The following is a 15588-nucleotide window of genomic DNA, read 5'->3' on the forward strand; positions in this document are numbered from 1 at the left end:
CCTCTCTGGAAACTGGACTCAGTCGAGACCAGGTGTCGTGCCGCTCGGCGTCGGAAGCGCGCGAAGCGACCGCGGTGGCACCAGGAAGTTACCGCGACGCTTCACGAACACGTATTCGAGAATCCCGTTGTTCACGCGCTGTCTGATCGTCGGAATCTCGGTGAGGTCCGTCCCGTTCATCGCCCTGCGAACCTCCTCGAACGTCGATATCTCTCGTTGCAGACTGGGGAAGTGTAGCCCCGCCTCGTCGTCGTCGGTCGACTCGAAGTGTCGTCTGAGCGTTCGCGGCGTCCCGTCCGCTTCGCGGTTCGCACGCGCGGCTTTCTGGGCGTGGCCGACGCGGGCGAACTGTCGGGCGTGGCCTTCGATGTCGTCGATCATCTCCGCCGTGACGCCGCTGTCGTCGCCGAGGTTCGCGCCGACGCCCTCGACTAGGTCGCGCTCGGCGTGCACCGGCGAGAACATCTCCGCCACGCGCTGTTCGAAGGACTGCTCCTCGTACCAGTCGTCGAGACGCATCCGGAGGTTCGAGACGTGTTTCGTGGTCCCACCCGCGAAGGAACCCTGCGAGAGCGTGACGTAGTCTTCGGTCGCCTGGTTCTGCTTGAACCCCGCGATGAAGCCCATAAAAAGCGGTGACTCTTTCGGGACCGGATTCGACGATGGGATGCCCGCCAGCCCGTCCTGTCGGTCCGCGGGCATCCCTGCACCGACGAATCCGGACCGGCGATCTGAAACCTCGAAGACGTCCGTGAGGGTCGCCTCGACGGGGACGTCGTTCGCGGTGTCTTCGTCGCCTGTCAGCGCTTCCTCGGCGGTGAGGACGACGTCCGCACGGTCTGAGGCGAGGTGAAGCAGCGCGTCCTGCCGGTCCAGCGTCGGCGTCTCGAACGACGAGAGTGCTCGGGGCTCGGGGAGGTCGATCGAGTCGGGGAGGTCGTCTTCGAACCGATCGAAGTACCGCGGTGAGTACGCGATCGAGTATAACAATCCCTCGCTGCTCCGTTCGTACGCCCGATCGAGCGTCTGTAGGGCTGTCTCGACGGTCGCTCTGTCGGCCTCCTCCGGCGGCCCCTCGCCCGGAAGGGTCAGATACAGCAACAGTTGATGCCTGGGAAGCAGCGTGTTTCCGTGTTCGTCAGTCCGGACGCGGTCGTTCCACGCGTGCTGTCGCTCCGGCAGCGACGAAAACTGGTCGGTGCCGGCTGGCACCGGTTCCGCTGTGCGTTCGAGACACGCCGACAGCGCCGCCGCGCCGCCGACGGCGACGGCTGCTTTCAGCACGTCGCGACGCGTCCGGTCGCCCCGCCCGTCTACCATACGAGTCAGTAGATCCCTGACGGCAAAGTGGGTTCTGATGGCGCACAGTGTGTGCGACCAGCGGCAGCGTCGGCTACCTGCTGTGGTTCCGAAAGCGACGCGGATATTTATCGGGACAGCAAAAAGGGTCCCGTGACTCGTCGCGAGACACGAATTCGGCTCGCCATCGGAGTCTGGGGGGTGCTTGTCTCGCAGGTGTTTCTGTACCCCGGCGTCGAGGACATCGTCACCGCACTCGGTGGCGGGGGAGAAATCCGCGCCGGGATGTGGTTCCTCGTCGCGGAGTTCGCCGCGTTCGTCACCTTCGCCAGCGTCTGGGGGGCCGCGAGCGACGCCCTCGGGCGACGGATGCCGCTGGCCGCGGCCGGCGCACTCGGCGGCGCGGCCGGCTACCTGCTTCTCGCGGCCGCACCGACGCTGGGAATCCCGTTCGCGGGTGTCCTTCTCGTTCGTCTCGTCGGCGGCGCGGCGACGATCGGCGCGTTCTCGCTCGCGATCACCGCCCTGGCGGACCTCTCCGGTGGCAACGGTCGGAATATGGGCGCGGCCGGCATCGCGATCGGTCTCGGCGCGGCGCTCGGCTCCGTCTTCGGTGGCCGTCTCGCCGACGCCGACCCGCTGTACCCGCTGTACGCCGCGGCGGCGACGCTCGTCGCGGTCGCGGTTCTGTTCATAACAATCTCCGAGGAACTGCCGGGAGCGGGTCGGATCCGCGTCGGCGACGCGCTCAAACGGCTCAAGGACCGCCCGGTACTGGCCGTTCCTTACACCTTCGGCTTCATCGACCGGATGACGGCCGGCTTCTTCGCGCTCGTGGGCGTCTATTACTTTCGGGAATCGTTCGGTCTCGACGCCGCCGGCGCCGGCCTCGCGCTCGCGGCCTTCTTCGTCCCGTTCGCGCTCCTGCAGTACCCCGCGGGCATCCTCTCGGACCGCGTCGGACGGGCGATTCCAGTGACCGTCGGGTCGATCTGTTATGGGCTCGGGATCGTCGCCGTCGGTATCGCGCCCGGCGTCGAACTGGCTGTCCTCGCGATGGTCGCCGTCGGCGCCCTCGGCGCGCTGGTCGCGCCGGCGACGATGGCTCTCGTGACGGACGTCGCCGCGCCGGAGACGCGGGGCGCGGCGCTCGGCGGATTCAACGTGTTCGGAAGTCTGGGATTTCTCGCCGGATTCCTCCTCGGTGGGCTGACGACGTCGACAGCGGGGTTCCTGGCGTCGTTCCTCCTCGTCGGGTCTTCGGAGGTCGCGATCGCACTCGTCGCCGGGCGGGCGGTGTGGCGAATCGCCGGGTCGGAAGACGCCGGGGGCGGGGGACGGACGATCGTGAGCGATGCGTCCGAGTGAGTTACTCGTGCCCGGAGACGCGGACGGGCTCGTAGGGCTCTTCGAGGTACTCGATGTCCGAATCCGAGAGGTCGATCGACAGCGCCTCGACGGCGTCTTCGAGGTGTTCGACGCTCGTCGTCCCGACGATCGGCGCGTCGACCCGGTCGTCGGCGAACAGCCACGCGAGCCCGATTTGGGCCATCTTCACGCCCTTCTCGTCGGCGAGTTCCTGTACGCGCTCGTTGACTGTGCGGCCGCCGCTGTCGAGATACGGATGCTGGTGCGCGTAGTCGTCAGTCTCCCCGCGGGTCGTCGCGCGCGAGTCCTCGTGTGGCCGCGCCAGTCGGCCGCGCGCGAGCGGCGACCACGGGATGACGCCGACGCCCTGTTTCTCACAGAGCGGTAGCATCTCGCGCTCTTCCTCCCGGTACAGGAGATTGTAGTGGTTCTGCATCGTCGAGAACGGCGTCAAACCGAGTCGGTCGGCGGTGTGCTGTGCTTCGGCGAACTGGTGTGCCCACATCGACGACGCGCCCAGGTATCTGGTCTTGCCCCGCCGGACGGCGTCGTCGAGCGTCCGCATCGTCTGTTCGATCGGGGTGTCGTAGTCCCAGCGGTGGATCTGCAGGAGATCGAGCGTGTCCATTCCCAGTCGCGCGAGGGAGTTGTCGAGTTCCTGCTCGATCGCCTTTCGCGAGAGGCCGCCGGAGTTCGGATCGTCGTCGTCCATCTGGAAGTACACCTTCGAGGCGACGACGAACTCGTCGCGGTCGTACTCCGAGAGCGCCTCGCCGAGGACGCGCTCGGACTCACCGCGGGAGTACATATTCGCGGTGTCGAAGAAGTTCACGCCCAGTTCGATGGCGCGATCGACGAGTTCCTTCCCGTCCTCCTCGTCGAGCACCCACTCGCGCCAGTCGCTGTCGCCGAAACTCATACAGCCGAGACAGATCTTCGAGACGGTCGTTCCCGTATTACCGAGCGTCGTGTACTCCATAGCGGAGCGCACACACCGGACCGGCAAAAAGCCACGCGGCGAGGTGGGACCGGTGAATCCCGAATAATCTCACTCGAATATAATTAAGGCCGATGCCATCGTATCGTTTCGGTGAGAGGTCCCCTCTCGTGAGCAGAATGTCACAGTCTCCACGTGTAACACTCGTACTCCTCCTCACGGCCATCGTCGTCTTCGGCGGACTACCGATGGTCGCGAGCGCACAGCAGTTCGGTCCGAGCGGGCCGGGCTCAGACGGATCGGTCGGCGGCGTCGTCCGCGTCGACGCCGGCGAAACGTACGACGGCGATCTCGAAGCGGCCGGCGGGTCGATCGTCATCGCTGGCACGGTCGACGGCGACGTCGAAACCGCGGCCGGATCGGTGCTCGTCACCGAGACGGGTCGCGTGACGGGGTCGCTCGACGCCGCCGCCGGGAGCGTCGTGATCGAAGGCACTGTCGACGGCGACGTCACCGTCGGTTCGGCGGCGCTAGCGCTCCGTGAGGGCTCGCAGGTCGGCGGGTCGCTCGAAGCCGGCGCAGCCGACGTCCGCCTCGACGGGGCGATCGACGGCGACGCGCGGGTCGGCGCGGACACACTCGCTGTGGGATCGACTGCAGCGATCGGCGGGTCTCTCACCTACGACGCCGCCAACTTCACGCTCGCCGATGGTGCGAGCGTCTCCGGTGAGGTCACCCGCGACGAGTCGCTCTCTGTCACCGGTCCCGACGTGTTCGGCTCCGGTGGGGGCGCTGGCCTCCCGGCGGTCCCCGCCTGGGTCGGGTCGGTCTACTCCACGCTGGTCAACCTCGTGCTCGGCGCGGTACTCCTCGTAGTCGCACCGAACTTCGCCCGACGGCTCGTCGATGCGGGCCGGACTCAGACGCTCCGCAGCGGCGGCATCGGGCTCCTGACGCTGATCAGCGTCCCGATCGTGCTACTGCTCTTGCTCATCACGATCGTCGGTATTCCGCTCTCGTTGGCCGGGCTCGTCGTCTTCGGGCTGCTCCTGTGGGTGACGTCGGTCTACGGGGCTATCGTGGTCGGCACGTGGCTGCTGTCGCTCGTCGACTACGAGAACCAGTGGGTCGCACTCCTCGTGGGCGTCGTCGCCGTGGCTCTGTTGGGTGCCGTCCCGATCCTCGGCGGCCTCGTCCAGTTCGCCGTGCTGCTCGTCGGCCTGGGAGCGTTCGTCGTCGTGCTCCGTGGATCCGAGGAGGGTCCCGACGAGGACGCCGGCGCGGCCATCGGCACTCCGTCGGCAGACCAGTGAGGAGCGACTCGGAGAGCACCGCTACGGCGAGCGAGTAACACTGTCGGACGCAACCGTCCCGCCGCTGTCCGTCGTCGTGCCGTACCTTTCTTGATGCCTCGCCGCGTCCGGCCGGTATGTACGTCGCAGACCAGACGTGGCCCGAACTCGCGGACTACGTCGCCGAGGAGTCGGTGGCGATCGTGCCGCTCGGATCGACCGAACAGCACGGTCCCCATCTCCCGCTCGCGACCGACCATCTCATCGCGGAGGGGCTGGCTCGCGAGGCCGCCGACCGGACGGGCTTTCTCTGCACGCCGACGGTGAACGTCGGCGTCAGCCCGCATCACCGGCAGTTCCACGGCACGATGTGGGTCGACGCCCCGCAGTTCCGCGACTACGTCGAGTCGATGACGCGAAACCTCGCGTACCACGGGATCGACCGCGTCGTGTACGTCAACGCCCACGGCGGCAACGTCGAGCATCTGCGCGAAGTCGGGCGTCGCCTCCGCGACGACGGCACGCTCTACGCCGTCGAGTGGATGTGGAACGAGTCGATCCCGGAACTCGTTGACGAAGTGTTCGAGCAGAACGGCCCCCACGGCGGCCCGAAGGAGACGGCGATGATTCAGCATCTCGCGCCCGAACTCGTCCGCGACGACCAACTCGAAGCCGCCCGCGACGGCGGCGTTCGCGACATCGAAAGTGCAGAACATCTCCGGCAGAACGGCGCGCGAACGTTCTACGACGCCGTCGAGAACTCCGAGAACGGCGTGTTCGGCGACCAGACCGACGCGACGGCCGAAATCGGCGCGCGGCTGTTCGAGGCGGCGACGGAGCAGTTGGTAGAGCTCTTAGAGTGGCTCGACGAGCAGCGCTACGAAGATCTGATGACGCCGGCGCACGTCGATCCCCAGCCGGGGAGCCGCAGAGCGGACTGATTCGAAGAGAGCGGCGCAGAGCGGCCTACAATCTCAGAAGGACGGCGACGAGTCCGGGCCGTCGACGTCCCCGTTCCCGAACGTGGCGGAGTCGTCGACGTCGATGTCCGGGAACGACGCGAAGGCGTCCCGAAAGTCGTCCTCGCTCAGATCTGAGAGCGTGTCGTCGAGTTCGGCTCTGATCTCTTCCATCCGCTGTGTCAGTTCCTTGTATTCGTCGACCTCTCCGACCGACACGTCGGGGGCGGACTCCAATGCGGCTTTCTTCGAGGCGAGCCGGAAGAACTCCTGTGAGCGGTCGTCGTAGTCGGCGCGGCGGAGCAGTACCTCGACGAGCCCGTGCAGATCCTCCTGCGTGACAGGCTTGACGAGATAGTCGTCGAACGGCATCTCGAGGATGTCCGTGTCGGGTTCGACGGCCGTGATCATCGCGACCTGCGAGTTGATGCCACGGGTTCGAATCTCGTCGAGAACCTCGTCGCCGGTCATATCCGGCATCCGGCGATCGAGGAGGACGACGTCGATCCCGTCGTCTACGAGTTCGAGCGCGGTCTCGCCGTTAGTGGCCGTCTGAACCTCGTACACGTCCGAGAGGTAGATGGCATAGAGTTCCGCCAAGTCTGGCTCGTCTTCGACGACGAGGATTTGGGGTGTAGCGCCGTCCATAGCGATCCACGTCGCACGTCGTCGCCCGTCGTCTAAATTCTTGCCCTCCCCCCTCCGGTCCCTGAGATAGACCGAGAGCGGCTAAAGAGAGACGAGGAACCGTTTCCCGTCGTTCTTCAGAGCCTGTGCCAGCACCGACGCCCGCGTCGCAATTTTCGAAGTTTGTAATCGGACGGAGCGGCCGTGTCGACTTTGTCGTCGGGCATCGAATTTCCGTTCGATGACGGTTTGGCTCCTCGGCGATCAATTACACCCCGACGCCGCCCCGCTCGGGTCCGCGGATCACGTCCTGCTCATCGAAGCGCACGCGTTCGCCGAGCGGCGTCCGTACCACCCCCAGAAGCTCACGCTCGTCTTCAGTGCGATGCGGCACTTCCGCGACGACCTTCGGGACCGCGGCTACGACGTCACGTACCTCCAAGCGGAGACGTTCGGCGACGCACTCGATCGCTACTTCGAGGTGAACCCCGGCGACGACCTCCTCGGACTCCGGTCGCCGAGCCACGGGGCCGACGACCGCCGGCGGGAGTTAGTCTCTGAACGCGGTGGCACGCTCACGCTCGTCGAGAACGACCTGTTTCTGACCTCCCGCGAACAGTTCGACGACTGGGCGGGCGAGCGCGACGAGAACGAGACGTTCCGACAGGAAGGCTGGTACCGCCACGTCCGCCGGGAGACGGGCATCCTGATGGACGGCGACGAGCCGGTCGGGGGCGCGTGGAACTACGACGAGGACAACAGGGAAACGCCGCCGCCCGAGTGGACGCCGCCGGACGTGCCGCGATTCGAACCGGACGCGACGACGCGGGAGGTACAGCAGTTCGTCGCCGACCGTTACGGCGATCACTGGGGCGCGATGGACGAGTTCGTCTGGCCCGTCACGCGCGAGGCGGCAACGCGGGCGCTCGAACACTTCGTCTCGGTCCGGCTCCCCGAGTTCGGCACGTACCAGGACGCGATGCGCGACGGCGAGTGGGCGCTGTGTCACTCGTTGCTCTCGGCCGCGCTCAATCTCGGCCTGCTCCGGGCGCGCGAGGTGGTCGAGCCGGTCGTCGCGGCCTACGAATCGGGCGACGCCCCGCTCAACAGCGTCGAAGGGTTCGTCCGGCAAGTGATCGGCTGGCGGGAGTTTATGCGCCACGTCTACCGGCGCGCGATGCCGAACCTCGGGTTGGCGAACCAACTCGGTCAGACGGCGTCGCTGCCGCCGCTGTACTGGGACGGCGAGACGGAGATGCAGTGTCTCTCGGAGGCCGTCACCCACGTCCACGACCACGGGTACGCCCACCACATCGAACGCCTGATGCTACTCTCGAACTTCGCGCTGCTGTACGGCGTCGACCCCGCGGAACTCAACGAGTGGTTCCACCTCGGCTTCGTCGACGCCTACCACTGGGTGACGACGCCGAACGTCGTCGGAATGGGGTCGTTCGGCACCGACGTGCTCTCCTCGAAGCCCTACGCCGCGTCAGCCAACTACGTCGACAAGATGAGCGACCACTGCTCGGCGTGCCCGTACGCGAAGACCAAAACCACGGGCGAGAACGCCTGTCCGTTCAACGCGCTCTACTGGGACTTCCTGAAGCGCAACGAGGAGACGCTCCGGGGCACGGGACGAATGGGGCTGATGTACTCTCACGTCGACCGCAAAGACGACGCCGAGTTGGAGGCGATCCGCGAGCGAGCCGACGAGGTGCGTGAGCGAGCCGCTGACGGGTCGCTGTAACCCCACAGTCCGTCGGCGCTGCCGCTCGCCGGGTGAGAAATGCAGAATCGTGGTGAGAATCGACGGGATCGCCGACCGCAGTACCGCTATCGTGGTGCGTCCTTACAGGCGCTGGAGGTTCGTCGCGCGCGGGCCCTTGTCGGCCTGCTCGATGTCGAACTCCACTTCCTGTCCTTCTTCGAGGTCCGGACCGCCGACGTCCTCCATGTGGAAGAAGACGTCCTCGTCAGAATCCTCGCTCTCGATGAAACCGTAACCGCCTGTGTCGTTAAAGAACGCAACCGTTCCTTTCGCCATTGCAATCCCAAAAACGCGAAGGTGATAAATAAGCCTTGTGTCGCAATCCTGAGACGGAAGCCGAGATCGGCTCGCGAAGCATCCGTATGGGACGGCAACCCGCCTCAGACCGCGAGAGCGAGGTAGGCGGCCGCTCCCGTCGCGAAAATTCCGACCGCAAACAGCCCGTAATTTGCGATCGTGTTGTCCGCGCGCCAGAGTCCGAGCGTGTACGTGCGATCGGAGAACGGCCAGAAGAAGTTGACGCCCGCCGGCGTGAGCGCATCGCCGACCAGGTGCGCGACGACGGTGAGCACCCCAGTCGCGAATCCGACCGCCGCGAGCGAGGCTCCACTGGCGACGGTCGCGAACGACGGCGTACTACCGGTCGCGACCGTCGTCAGCGCGACACCCACGCCACCGAAGACGGCGCCGACGAGCGCGGCGAAGACGAGCGAGTGCGTCGGCCCGCGGTGCGGAACCCCCGGAAGGCGGTGATCGACGTCGGGCAACATCGTCAGCCACAGCATTATCCCCCCGGTGACGACCGCGAGATCCGCGCGGCCGAGCGTGACGAGAACGAACGCCAGCGGCGCGAAGACGACCAGCGAGACCCCGTAGTGCCCCTTCCGGTACATACCCACGGCTGGGCGTGCGGACACAAAAATTCCCGGACCCGTCCCGTGATTGGCTCGAACGAATCCACTGGAGAGGCGGCGGCCAGCCGTCCCGTCCGATCGGAAAGAGGCAAGTCGGCCCACCGCCTAGCCGGGGCTATGATTCAGAATCTCGCGAGCGGCGTCCGAGCGTTCACCTCGAACGTCTTTCTCGTCACCGGCGAGACGACGGCGCTCGTCGACGCGGGCGCGAACTTCGACGTCGTCGCGCGCATTGAAGCGCACGTGGACGAACTCGACCGCGTCTACCTCACGCACACGCACCCCGACCACGTCAAGAACCTCCCAGCAATCCGCGAGGCGTTCGATGTCGAGACGTGGGGGTACGACCCCGAGAACGAGTACGTCGACAACGCCATCGCCGACGGCGAGACGGTCCAGATCGGCGACGACGACTACGTGGCGCTGCACACGCCCGGACACAAGCCGGACCACCTCTGCTTGTACGCTCGTGAGGCCGGCATCTGCTTCGCCGGCGACCTCGTCTTCGAGAACGGCGGGTTCGGCCGAACCGACCTCGAGGGTGGCGATCGCGAGACGCTGATCCGGAGCATCGACGCGCTCCTCGATGTCCTCGACGACGACCTCGCGGCGCTTCACGTCGGCCACGGCCCCAGCATCACGGAGCGTCCGATCGACGACGTCGAACTCGCCGCGCGGGCCGCACGGATGTGAGAAAGCGGTGGAGTCCCTTCGCTCGACGCCCACCGCCCGCTACACGTCGGCGTCGTCGGGAATCTCTTCTACAGGTCGGTCCTCGCTGGCGACGCCGAAGTAGCCGGGTTCGTCGCCGACGGGATCGTTGATCACCAACTCGTCGGCGTGCGTCATCAGCCACGGGATCGTCCACGCGACGACGCGGTCTTCGGTGTCGGCGTCGAGTTCGACGTCCGGATCGAGCCCCTGCAACAGTCGTGCGATCTCCGGGACGGTGTACATCAACTCGGAGTCGAGAACCTCAGTCGGTTCGTAGAGGCGGTACGGATACAGCGTGTCGAAATCGTCCTTCGGCTTGGGCATACGACCCCGTTCTCGCTGCGGCGTCAAAAGTCCCGCCGAGAAGCCGCTGCCAGACAGTATATGTGTCTCCCGCCCCTCCTCAGAGTATGCGAACTGTGGACGCCGCCGGTCTGCCGATCGGGGACGAGCACCCGCCGCGGATTATGGGAGTCCTGAACGTCTCGAAGGAGTCGCCCTACGACCCGAGCGTCTTCGACGACCCGGGTGAAGCCGCCGCCTACGTCGACGAGGAACTCATCGATCAGGGCGCAGACATCGTCGACGTCGGCCTCGAATCCGCGAACAAGCGCTTCGAGGTGCTCTCCGCCGAGCAGGAACTCGAACGGCTCGACACCGCCGTCGAGACGCTCGAAAGCGTCTCCGGCGACGCCGTCTTCTCGATCGAGACGCGCTATCACGAGGTCGCCGACGCAGCACTCTCGTGCGGCTTCGATATGGTCAACGACATCTGCGGCTTCGCCGACCCGGAAATGCCACGGGTCTGTGCGGACTACGACGTCGCCGTCGCGAAGATGGCGTCGCCGCCGGACCTAGAGCGTCCGGGCGCGATCGAGGAGGTCGACGACATCTACGACGCGCTCTCGCTGAACGGCTTCACCGACAAGACGCTCGTCGACCCGGCCTTCGGCGGCTGGTCCGAGGAGAAGACGCTCGCAGACGACCGCGAGACGTTCCGTCGGCTCCGGGAGTTCCGCGGGCTCGGCTACCCGATCCTCGTCTCGATCAACCGCAAGAACTTCCTCCGCTCGGTTGCGGGCCGCTCGACCGAGGAAGCCCTCCCTGTCTCGCTGGCGGCGACGTCGATGGCCGTCGAGCGCGGCGCGCACGTGATCCGAACGCACGACGTCGCGGAGACGCGCGACGCCGCGCTGATCGGGCACGAGTTCGCCCGCGACCGGGTCCGCGAACGCGACGCCGGCGACGTTTCGATCGAGGAGCTCGACGTGACGACGCCTCGCGAGGCCGAACGCCACCTCGACCGGGTGGGCGTCGCCGACGCCGAAGCAGTGTCGACCGATTCCGTCGTGCGGGTGTTCGAACTCGACAGCCTCTCCGACGCCGACGTGGGCGCGCTCTCGACGGTGGCCGCCGAGCGGGGCGCGACTGTGGTTTCGGGCGCGACAGTCGACGGCGGTCAGTCCGTGCTCGCCGACGGGAACGGAACTCCCGGCGCCACTGACCGCGACGGGGGGACGGGGCGGACTGTCCTCCTCTTCGGCACGGTCGGCGCGCTTGCGGGACTCGCCGGCGCGCTCACGGGCGGCACGGACGGGCTCACCGGGGCGCTCGAAACGATTGCCGAACACCTAGCGTAAATGAGACAACGTCCCGAGTGGGTTGACCGGACCGTCGGCAGACGCGCGTCAGACGCCGTGTGTCCTCCCGTCAGACGCGTCAGAACACGGGAAAGCTTATGACGGACCGATTGAAACCGGTCCACTGGAAGCCGGAAGGGCACGCGGGTAGGGGTACTTGGTGCCATTCCGGCTCGTACCGTAACGCTCGGGAGCGATAGCTATGCGCTTCGAAACCTGGGAGCCGATCTACGAATCGATCCTCACCGACTTCGGGTATCCACGCGACGGCGACGAGCGCGCCCGCGACGTGCTCGCCGCGTACGCGACGCCGTTCGATTTCGACCGACTGGACTACGCCGGCGAGGTCGTCGCCGTCGTCGGTGCCGCGCCGTCACTGCGAGAGGCAGTCGACCGCGTCGCCGACGCCGACAGGGTCGTCGCCGCCTCGACGGCCGCAGACGTCGTCCGCGACGCCGGCTACGACGTCGACCTATTCGTCACGGACCTCGACAAGAACCCTGAAACAGCCCGTGGGCTGACCAAGGAGGGGACACCCGTCGCCGCACACGCCCACGGCGACAACGTCCCGCTCGTAGAGGAGTGGGCGCCGCAGTTGGCAAACGAGCACGTCGTCGCGACGACGCAGGCGGCTCCGACTGACGCCGTCTACAACTTCGGCGGCTTCACCGACGGCGACCGCGCGGCGTTCATCGCGGACGAATTCGGCGCGGCGGAACTCCGCTTCGTCGGGTGGGACTTCGACGACCCGAGCGTCTCACCGCCGAAGGCGAAGAAACTCCGCTGGGCCGAGCGGCTGCTCCACCTGCTCGAACGCCGACGGGACGAGCGCTTCGCGGTTCTCGACGGCCGCCGCGACGACATCGATCCGCTCGCGCTCTCGTAGGCGTTCGCGCTTCGCCAGCAGACCTGGCAGGACTGCCGATACGTTGACGACGGGGGCGTTCGACGTGTCGGTATGCAGCTTCATTGGCACCGACGGGACCTCCGCGCGGTAGACAACCGTGCGCTCACGGCGGCCGCCGACGCCGTGGGGGACGCCGCCCGCGACGACCCCGATTCGGGTGTCGTTCCCGTGTTCGTCTTCGACGACGCGGTCCTCGATCACGCCGGCGACGCCCGCGTCCGCTATCTGCTCGACGCACTAGCCGCGTTGCGGGCGTGGTACCGCGAGCGCGACTCGGATCTCGTCGTCGCCCACGGCGACCCCGCGGCGGTGCTCACAGACCTCGCCGCGGAATACGACGCCGACCGCGTCGTCTGGAACAAAGACTACTCCGGACTCGCCCGCGAGCGCGACGCCCGCGTCCGGCGCGCGCTGAACGAGCGCGACGTCGCCCGGGAGTCGTTTCACGACGCTATCTTCCACAAACCCGGGTCGATCACGACCAACGACGGCGATCCCTACTCCGTCTACACCTATTTCTGGAAGAAGTGGCGCGACCGCGAGAAGCCCGACCCGATCGCCGCACCCGGGGCCGACGCACTCGCGGACGTCACCGGTGAGGCGCTCCCGACGATCGAAGAACTCGGCTTCGAGGAACCGGGCGCGGACATCCAGTCTGCCGGAACTGCAGCCGCCCGCGACCGCCTCTCTGAGTTCTGTGGGGACGGCATCTACCGCTACGAGGAGGATCGAGACTACCCGACCCGCGAAGCGGTCTCACACCTCTCGGCGGACTTGAAGTTCGGCACGATCGGCATCCGCGAGGTGTACGAGGCGACGGCCGGGGCGCGAGCGCGCGCCAGCGACGACCAGGTCGAGTCGGTCGAGGAGTTCCAGTCCCAACTCGCCTGGCGGGAGTTCTACGCGCACGTCCTCTTTTTCAATCCGGAGGTCGTGACCGAGAATTTCCGAGCGTACGAACACGACATCGAGTGGCGAAACGACCCCGACGAGTTGCAGGCGTGGAAGGACGGCGAGACTGGCTATCCGATCGTCGACGCCGGGATGCGACAACTCAAAGCGGAGGCGTATATGCACAACCGCGTCCGTATGATCGTCGCGTCGTTCCTCACGAAGGATCTGCAGATCGACTGGCGAGAGGGTTACGATCACTTCCGGGAGTATCTCGCGGACCACGACACCGCAAACGACAACGGTGGCTGGCAGTGGGCGGCGTCGACGGGAACCGACGCTCAGCCGTACTTCCGGATCTTCAATCCGATGACGCAGGGCGAACGCTACGACCCCGACGCCGAGTACATCAAGGAGTACGTGCCGGAACTCCGCGACGTCGACGCCGAGTTGATCCACGAGTGGCACGAACTCTCACCGACGCAACGGGCCGGCATCGACGTCGAGTACCCCGAACCGATCGTCGACCACAGCGAGCGCCGCGAGGCTGCACTGGCGATGTTCGAGGCCGCGCGCGGCGAGGACTGATAGTGATTACTCTCACTGTGTATCGCCGAGCGCCACTCCCGGAGGCGATGGTCGGCGGTAAGAGACGAGAGTAATCATTATGAGGAGAGACAGCTCGGGGAAAGCGAACGGCCACCAGGACGGCGAGCGCGCTACCGCTCGTCGAGCCAGCCGAGCGCGAGGCCCTCGTCTTCGGACACCGTAGGCACGTACGGCTTGATGTCGAGGACGGGCGTCCCGTCGGCGAGGTCCAGTCCGCGGACGTGGAGACGGTTTCCGTCCCGCTCCAGCAGTTCGACGACGGTCTGTGCGATCGGGTTCGGCCGGTGCGGACTCCGCGTCGCGAACACGCCGACTTCGACGCCCTCGACGTGCGGTGGCCGGGCGCGGAGGTGATAGTCGTCGATCTGATCTAAGTGTGCGAGGATCACGATGTGCGAGAAGTCCTCGAGGCCGTCGAGGCCCGCGGCGTACTCCTCGTCGACGACGATCGTCCCCTCCGTTTCGTCGACGAGGTCGTGATCGACGTCGGCGGGGCGCTCGAACGGCGAGTCGACCCGGCCGATCGGCGTGAACGCCGTCATCGCACACCCGCCCCTGTGACCGCGAACGGGCGAGCGCCCGCGTGAGACGAGCCGAGTCGCAGATCCGATTTCATTACAGTTCCCGCGTCGGCGAAGTCGCAACGGGTCGTTCTTCGGTGCATTATATTGTCTCCACCACTCAATTATTATTTTGTGACTTTGAGTTGTTATTGCTTTGGTTCCGGAGTATCGCGCTCGTGAGCGCTTCGTCTGAAACGATGCGTGGAGCCTCTCCTGTAGTAATGCGTATCTCACTCAACCGTATCGCAGAACGGGAAGCGCACCCGAATCGGTCGCGAAACAGACCGGTCAGGCCAGTAGGAAATTCGTGTTAACATACCTCTCTTAACGTTTAACAGGAATCCGTCCGTGGTAAGGAACGGAGGTCCAATTATGAGCTACGAACTCGATCCCCTTCCGTACGATTACGACGCGCTCGAGCCGCACATCTCCGAACAGGTCCTGACGTGGCATCACGACACCCACCACCAGGGCTACGTAAACGGCTGGAACGCGGCCGAGGAGACGCTCGAAGAGAACCGTGAGGCGGGCGACTTCTCCTCGTCTGCCGGTGCGATCCGCAACGTGACCCACAACGGCAGCGGTCACATCCTCCACGACCTGTTCTGGCAGAGTATGTCGCCGGAGGGCGGCGACGGGCCGTCCGGAGCGCTCGCGGACCGAATCGAGGAGGACTTCGGCTCTTATGAAGCCTGGAAGGGCGAGTTCGAGGCAGCGGCGTCCGCCGCGAGCGGTTGGGCGCTTCTCGTCTACGACTCGTTCTCGAACCAGCTGCGCAACGTGGTCGTCGACAAGCACGACCAGGGCGCGCTCTGGGGCAGCCATCCGGTGCTCGCGCTGGACGTCTGGGAGCACTCGTACTACCACGACTACGGTCCGGCCCGCGGCGACTTCGTCGAGAACTTCTTCGAGGTAGTCGACTGGGAAGAACCCAGCGCTCGCTACGAGCAGGCTGTCGAACTCTTCGAGTAAGCGACGACTCGTACACCCCGACATTTCTTTAGCACCGACCGATCCCGTCAGTCGCTACTGTACCGTTCGGCTCGTGACCGTCGTGGTACCGCGACCCTCACAAGTGTTATCCGTGAGTGGGGTGTACG

Annotated in this window: 16 protein-coding genes; 9 read left to right on the forward strand and 7 right to left on the reverse strand. The window is 66.2% G+C overall.

Annotated features, from left to right (window positions below):
• Positions 1 to 18: 18 nt before the first annotated feature.
• Positions 19 to 1320: a twin-arginine translocation signal domain-containing protein gene (locus RBH22_RS03300; protein WP_306676524.1), complete on the reverse strand. Its 1302-nt coding sequence runs from the start codon at positions 1318 to 1320 to the stop codon at positions 19 to 21.
• A 132-nt stretch (positions 1321 to 1452) separates the two neighbouring features.
• On the opposite strand from RBH22_RS03300, the gene RBH22_RS03305 reads away from it, so the two are divergent.
• The gene (locus RBH22_RS03305; protein WP_306676525.1) at positions 1453 to 2667 is read left to right on the forward strand and encodes an MFS transporter; all 1215 of its coding nucleotides are present in this window, start codon (positions 1453 to 1455) and stop codon (positions 2665 to 2667) included.
• 1 nt (position 2668) lies between these two features.
• Here the strand turns inward: RBH22_RS03305 and RBH22_RS03310 are convergent, their stop codons facing one another.
• Positions 2669 to 3646, reverse strand: coding sequence for an aldo/keto reductase (locus RBH22_RS03310; protein WP_256288247.1), 978 nt, complete (start codon positions 3644 to 3646; stop codon positions 2669 to 2671).
• Positions 3647 to 3783: 137 nt separating this feature from the next.
• Here RBH22_RS03310 and RBH22_RS03315 point away from each other — a divergent pair, with 137 nt between their 5' ends.
• Both RBH22_RS03315 and RBH22_RS03320 read left to right on the forward strand, forming a co-directional pair.
• Positions 3784 to 4917 carry a polymer-forming cytoskeletal protein gene (locus RBH22_RS03315; RefSeq protein WP_306676526.1) on the forward strand — a complete coding sequence of 378 codons (1134 nt, stop codon included), beginning with the start codon at positions 3784 to 3786 and terminating at the stop codon, positions 4915 to 4917.
• A 116-nt stretch (positions 4918 to 5033) separates the two neighbouring features.
• Positions 5034 to 5837 (forward strand): creatininase family protein, encoded by an 804-nt coding sequence (locus RBH22_RS03320; RefSeq protein ID WP_306676527.1) that lies wholly within the window; start codon positions 5034 to 5036, stop codon positions 5835 to 5837.
• A gap of 33 nt (positions 5838 to 5870) precedes the next feature.
• On the opposite strand, the gene RBH22_RS03325 is transcribed toward RBH22_RS03320, so the two are convergent.
• On the reverse strand, positions 5871 to 6503 hold the full coding sequence (locus tag RBH22_RS03325) for a response regulator (protein ID WP_121568325.1): 633 nt from the start codon (positions 6501 to 6503) through the stop codon (positions 5871 to 5873).
• 220 nt (positions 6504 to 6723) lie between these two features.
• On the opposite strand from RBH22_RS03325, the gene RBH22_RS03330 reads away from it, so the two are divergent.
• On the forward strand, positions 6724 to 8229 hold the full coding sequence (locus RBH22_RS03330) for a cryptochrome/photolyase family protein (RefSeq protein WP_306676528.1): 1506 nt from the start codon (positions 6724 to 6726) through the stop codon (positions 8227 to 8229).
• A gap of 102 nt (positions 8230 to 8331) precedes the next feature.
• Here RBH22_RS03330 and RBH22_RS03335 read toward each other — a convergent pair whose 3' ends face one another.
• The gene (locus RBH22_RS03335) at positions 8332 to 8526 is read right to left on the reverse strand and encodes a cold-shock protein (RefSeq protein WP_121558331.1); all 195 of its coding nucleotides are present in this window, start codon (positions 8524 to 8526) and stop codon (positions 8332 to 8334) included.
• A gap of 104 nt (positions 8527 to 8630) precedes the next feature.
• Positions 8631 to 9143 carry a metal-dependent hydrolase gene (locus tag RBH22_RS03340; protein WP_306676530.1) on the reverse strand — a complete coding sequence of 171 codons (513 nt, stop codon included), beginning with the start codon at positions 9141 to 9143 and terminating at the stop codon, positions 8631 to 8633.
• 138 nt (positions 9144 to 9281) lie between these two features.
• Here RBH22_RS03340 and RBH22_RS03345 point away from each other — a divergent pair, with 138 nt between their 5' ends.
• Positions 9282 to 9857, forward strand: coding sequence for an MBL fold metallo-hydrolase (locus tag RBH22_RS03345; protein WP_306676531.1), 576 nt, complete (start codon positions 9282 to 9284; stop codon positions 9855 to 9857).
• Positions 9858 to 9896: 39 nt separating this feature from the next.
• Here the strand turns inward: RBH22_RS03345 and RBH22_RS03350 are convergent, their stop codons facing one another.
• Positions 9897 to 10202 carry a DUF5827 family protein gene (locus tag RBH22_RS03350; protein ID WP_306676532.1) on the reverse strand — a complete coding sequence of 102 codons (306 nt, stop codon included), beginning with the start codon at positions 10200 to 10202 and terminating at the stop codon, positions 9897 to 9899.
• Positions 10203 to 10288: 86 nt separating this feature from the next.
• Between RBH22_RS03350 and folP the strand changes: the two genes are divergently transcribed.
• The 3 genes from folP (at position 10289) to RBH22_RS03365 (ending at position 13904) form a co-directional block, all read left to right on the forward strand.
• The gene (gene folP / locus RBH22_RS03355) at positions 10289 to 11518 is read left to right on the forward strand and encodes a dihydropteroate synthase (protein ID WP_306676533.1); all 1230 of its coding nucleotides are present in this window, start codon (positions 10289 to 10291) and stop codon (positions 11516 to 11518) included.
• Between the two features lie 202 nt (positions 11519 to 11720).
• Positions 11721 to 12404, forward strand: coding sequence for a 6-hydroxymethylpterin diphosphokinase MptE-like protein (locus tag RBH22_RS03360; protein ID WP_306676534.1), 684 nt, complete (start codon positions 11721 to 11723; stop codon positions 12402 to 12404).
• A 72-nt stretch (positions 12405 to 12476) separates the two neighbouring features.
• Positions 12477 to 13904: a deoxyribodipyrimidine photo-lyase gene (locus tag RBH22_RS03365; protein WP_306676535.1), complete on the forward strand. Its 1428-nt coding sequence runs from the start codon at positions 12477 to 12479 to the stop codon at positions 13902 to 13904.
• Positions 13905 to 14035: 131 nt separating this feature from the next.
• Here RBH22_RS03365 and tsaA read toward each other — a convergent pair whose 3' ends face one another.
• Positions 14036 to 14467, reverse strand: coding sequence for a tRNA (N6-threonylcarbamoyladenosine(37)-N6)-methyltransferase TrmO (tsaA, locus tag RBH22_RS03370; RefSeq protein ID WP_306676536.1), 432 nt, complete (start codon positions 14465 to 14467; stop codon positions 14036 to 14038).
• Between the two features lie 393 nt (positions 14468 to 14860).
• Between tsaA and sod the strand changes: the two genes are divergently transcribed.
• The gene (sod, locus tag RBH22_RS03375) at positions 14861 to 15460 is read left to right on the forward strand and encodes a superoxide dismutase (RefSeq protein ID WP_256288258.1); all 600 of its coding nucleotides are present in this window, start codon (positions 14861 to 14863) and stop codon (positions 15458 to 15460) included.
• The last annotated feature ends 128 nt before the right edge of the window (positions 15461 to 15588 follow it).

This window comes from Halobellus sp. H-GB7, assembly GCF_030848585.1.
Classification (GTDB): domain Archaea; phylum Halobacteriota; class Halobacteria; order Halobacteriales; family Haloferacaceae; genus Haloquadratum; species Haloquadratum inordinatus.

What these genes read in the sequence shown, in the direction of transcription:
- tsaA (WP_306676536.1), bottom strand. Translation starts at nt 14,467, where the DNA reads ATGACGGCGTTCACGCCGATCGGCCGGGTCGACTCGCCGTTCGAGCGC.
- RBH22_RS03330 (WP_306676528.1), top strand. Translation starts at nt 6,724, where the DNA reads ATGACGGTTTGGCTCCTCGGCGATCAATTACACCCCGACGCCGCCCCG.
- RBH22_RS03365 (WP_306676535.1), top strand. Translation starts at nt 12,477, where the DNA reads ATGCAGCTTCATTGGCACCGACGGGACCTCCGCGCGGTAGACAACCGT.
- RBH22_RS03325 (WP_121568325.1), bottom strand. Translation starts at nt 6,503, where the DNA reads ATGGACGGCGCTACACCCCAAATCCTCGTCGTCGAAGACGAGCCAGAC.
- RBH22_RS03310 (WP_256288247.1), bottom strand. Translation starts at nt 3,646, where the DNA reads ATGGAGTACACGACGCTCGGTAATACGGGAACGACCGTCTCGAAGATC.
- RBH22_RS03350 (WP_306676532.1), bottom strand. Translation starts at nt 10,202, where the DNA reads ATGCCCAAGCCGAAGGACGATTTCGACACGCTGTATCCGTACCGCCTC.
- RBH22_RS03360 (WP_306676534.1), top strand. Translation starts at nt 11,721, where the DNA reads ATGCGCTTCGAAACCTGGGAGCCGATCTACGAATCGATCCTCACCGAC.
- sod (WP_256288258.1), top strand. Translation starts at nt 14,861, where the DNA reads ATGAGCTACGAACTCGATCCCCTTCCGTACGATTACGACGCGCTCGAG.
- RBH22_RS03315 (WP_306676526.1), top strand. Translation starts at nt 3,784, where the DNA reads ATGTCACAGTCTCCACGTGTAACACTCGTACTCCTCCTCACGGCCATC.
- RBH22_RS03345 (WP_306676531.1), top strand. Translation starts at nt 9,282, where the DNA reads ATGATTCAGAATCTCGCGAGCGGCGTCCGAGCGTTCACCTCGAACGTC.
- RBH22_RS03340 (WP_306676530.1), bottom strand. Translation starts at nt 9,143, where the DNA reads ATGTACCGGAAGGGGCACTACGGGGTCTCGCTGGTCGTCTTCGCGCCG.
- folP (WP_306676533.1), top strand. Translation starts at nt 10,289, where the DNA reads ATGCGAACTGTGGACGCCGCCGGTCTGCCGATCGGGGACGAGCACCCG.
- RBH22_RS03320 (WP_306676527.1), top strand. Translation starts at nt 5,034, where the DNA reads ATGTACGTCGCAGACCAGACGTGGCCCGAACTCGCGGACTACGTCGCC.
- RBH22_RS03300 (WP_306676524.1), bottom strand. Translation starts at nt 1,320, where the DNA reads ATGGTAGACGGGCGGGGCGACCGGACGCGTCGCGACGTGCTGAAAGCA.
- RBH22_RS03335 (WP_121558331.1), bottom strand. Translation starts at nt 8,526, where the DNA reads ATGGCGAAAGGAACGGTTGCGTTCTTTAACGACACAGGCGGTTACGGT.